The organism is Actinosynnema sp. (assembly GCF_052038725.1).
The window spans coordinates 1-2,310 of the sequence record NZ_JBQGCX010000273.1 but is presented as its reverse complement, the minus strand read 5'-3'; the positions used below and the strand labels follow the sequence as shown (position 1 = coordinate 2,310).

The following is a 2,310-nucleotide window of genomic DNA, read 5'->3' as shown; positions in this document are numbered from 1 at the left end:
GCCAGGGCACCGCGGTCGTCCTACACTGGTCGGGTTGCCTCGGCGAGGACGAGCATCACGCTCGGCGTGATCGACGCGGCGGTTGTGGTGATGCGCGTGCCCATCCCTTCCGCGCCGCCCTCCGCCGCAGGCCAGCACCCCGCTTACGCCTTGCCCGACGTGCGAAGGCCATATCGAAGGAGAGCCCCACCGTGTCCGAGGTCCGTCTCGCCGCCGAGCAGCGCACCGAGTTCGGCAAGGGCGCTGCCCGCCGCACCCGTCGCGCCGGCAAGATCCCCGCGGTGCTCTACGGGCACGGCTCCGACCCGAAGCACCTGGCTCTGCCGGCGCTCGAGTTCGCCCGAGTCGTCCGTGAGCACGGCCACAACGCGGTCCTGACGCTGGACATCGACAGCGCCACCGAGCTGGCCCTGACGAAGACCGTCACGACCCACCCGCTGAAGAACTACATCGAGCACGTCGACCTGCTGCTGGTCAAGCGCGGCGAGAAGGTCACCGTGGACGTGCCGATCGTGCTGACCGGCGAGCCCGCCGCGGCCACCCTCCTCACCCAGGAGAGCACCACCATCCAGGTGGAGGCCGACGCGCTGAACATCCCGGACCAGATCGAGTTCTCGATCGCCGGTCTCGGCGCGGGCACCCAGGTGCACGCGTCCGACCTGGAGCTCCCCAAGGGCTCCACCCTGGCCACCGACCCCGAGGTGCTGATCCTCGCCGTCAACGACGCCCCGTCGGCTGCCTCCATGGGCACCGAAGAGGGCGCCGAGGCGACCCCGGAGAGCTGAGCCCATCACGTCGGGCTGGTCGAACGGCTCCCCACCACCGCACGCCGGTGGTGGGGAGCCGTTCCCGCGTCTGGCCCCGGAGCGGGTGCGCGCGGCCCGGTTCCCGCGAAGACGGGTCAGGGGCTACGACCCCGATCAGGTGCACGCCCTGCTGGACCGGGTGGCCGACGCGCTGTCCGGCCGGGTCAGGGTGAGCCCGGAGCAGGTGCGCGCGGCGGTGTTCCGGGAGGTGCCCGGCGGTTACGAGCAGCAGGCCGTCGACCGGTTCCTCGCCGGTCTGGAGTGGCAGCTGGCCCACCAGGCGCTGCCCCCGACCTCGCTGCGGTCCGGGCGGGACCTGCTGGCGGTGGCGCTGCCCCGGTCGACCGCCGGATACGATCGCGCCGAGGTCGACGCCTTCCTCGCGCGGGCCGCGCTCGCGCTGGACGGCGGGCGCCGGATGACGGCGGGCGAGGTCCGCCACACCAGGTTCACCACCACGTCGGGGATGCGGCGCGGGTACCGGGTGCGCGAGGTCGACAACCTGTTGGACGAGCTGGAGCGGGAGTTGCGGTTCCGTGGGCGATGAGCTGACCCTCGTGGTGGGCCTGGGCAACTCCGGCCCGAAGTACGAGGGCACCCGGCACAACGCGGGGTTCCTGGTGCTGGACGAGCTGGCCGACCGGGTCGGCGGGCGGTTCAAGGCGCACAGGGGCGGCGCCGAGGTGGTCGAGGGCAGGCTGGCCGGGCAGCGGGTGGTGCTGGCCAAGCCGCGCGGCTACATGAACAACTCGGGCGGCCCGGTGTCGGGGACCGCCAAGTTCTACAAGGTGCAGCCCGCGTCGGTGATCGTGGTGCACGACGAGCTGGACCTGCCGTTCGGCGCGGTGCGGATGAAGCTCGGCGGCGGCGACAACGGGCACAACGGGCTGCGCTCGATCACGAAGTCGCTGGGCACGAAGGACTACCTGCGGGTGCGCTTCGGCGTGGACCGGCCGCCCGGCCGGATGGACCCGGCGGACTACGTGCTGAAGGACTTCTCGGTGGTGGAGCGCAAGCAGCTGGCGCTGGAGCTGGACCGGGCGGCCGACGCCGTGGAGGCCCTGGTGTCCTCCGGCCTGGAAGCCGCGCAGAACCAGTTTCACTGATCTTCCGCGAGGGGCCCACCACACCGGTGGGCCCCTTCGCGTTGCGGCTACACCGCCACGAGCGCGGCGGCCGAGGCGCGCCGCAGCTTCCCGGACGGCGTCTTGGGAACGCTCCCCGGCGGCAGCACGACGACGGAGAAGGGCCGCACGCCGACCGCGTCCACGACCTTCGCCGTGATCGCCTTGGTCAGCCGCTTGACCTCGTCCTCGTCGGAGGCGAGCCGGGACTCCACGACCACGGCGAACCGCTCGCGCCGGGTGCCCGCGTCGAGCCGGACGGCGACCGCGTTGCCCGCCCGCACCCCGTCCACGGCGGTCGCGGCGCGCTCGACGTCGGTCGGGTAGATGTTCCGGCCGCCCATGATGATGACGTCCTTGAGCCTGCCGCAGACCACGAC

3 protein-coding genes and 1 pseudogene are annotated in these 2,310 nt (G+C 72.6%); 3 read left to right on the top strand and 1 reads right to left on the bottom strand.

Annotated features, from left to right (window positions below; genetic code table 11):
• Positions 1-191: 191 nt before the first annotated feature.
• The 3 genes from ACTUAL_RS05305 to pth all read left to right on the top strand — a co-directional run bounded on the left by ACTUAL_RS05305 (position 192) and on the right by pth (position 1,912).
• Positions 192-785: a 50S ribosomal protein L25/general stress protein Ctc gene (locus ACTUAL_RS05305; RefSeq protein WP_440899457.1), complete on the top strand. Its 594-nt coding sequence runs from the start codon at positions 192-194 to the stop codon at positions 783-785.
• An 85-nt stretch (positions 786-870) separates the two neighbouring features.
• A complete protein-coding gene (locus ACTUAL_RS05300; RefSeq protein ID WP_096491435.1) occupies positions 871-1,353 on the top strand; it encodes a DivIVA domain-containing protein in 483 nt (160 codons plus the stop codon).
• On the top strand, positions 1,343-1,912 hold the full coding sequence (pth, locus tag ACTUAL_RS05295) for an aminoacyl-tRNA hydrolase (RefSeq protein ID WP_096491434.1): 570 nt from the start codon (positions 1,343-1,345) through the stop codon (positions 1,910-1,912). Before ACTUAL_RS05300 ends, pth begins: the two co-directional genes overlap by 11 nt.
• 47 nt (positions 1,913-1,959) lie before the next feature.
• On the opposite strand, the pseudogene ACTUAL_RS05290 reads toward pth, so the two are convergent.
• Positions 1,960-2,310, bottom strand: a pseudogene (locus ACTUAL_RS05290) (long-chain fatty acid--CoA ligase); the annotation flags it as partial.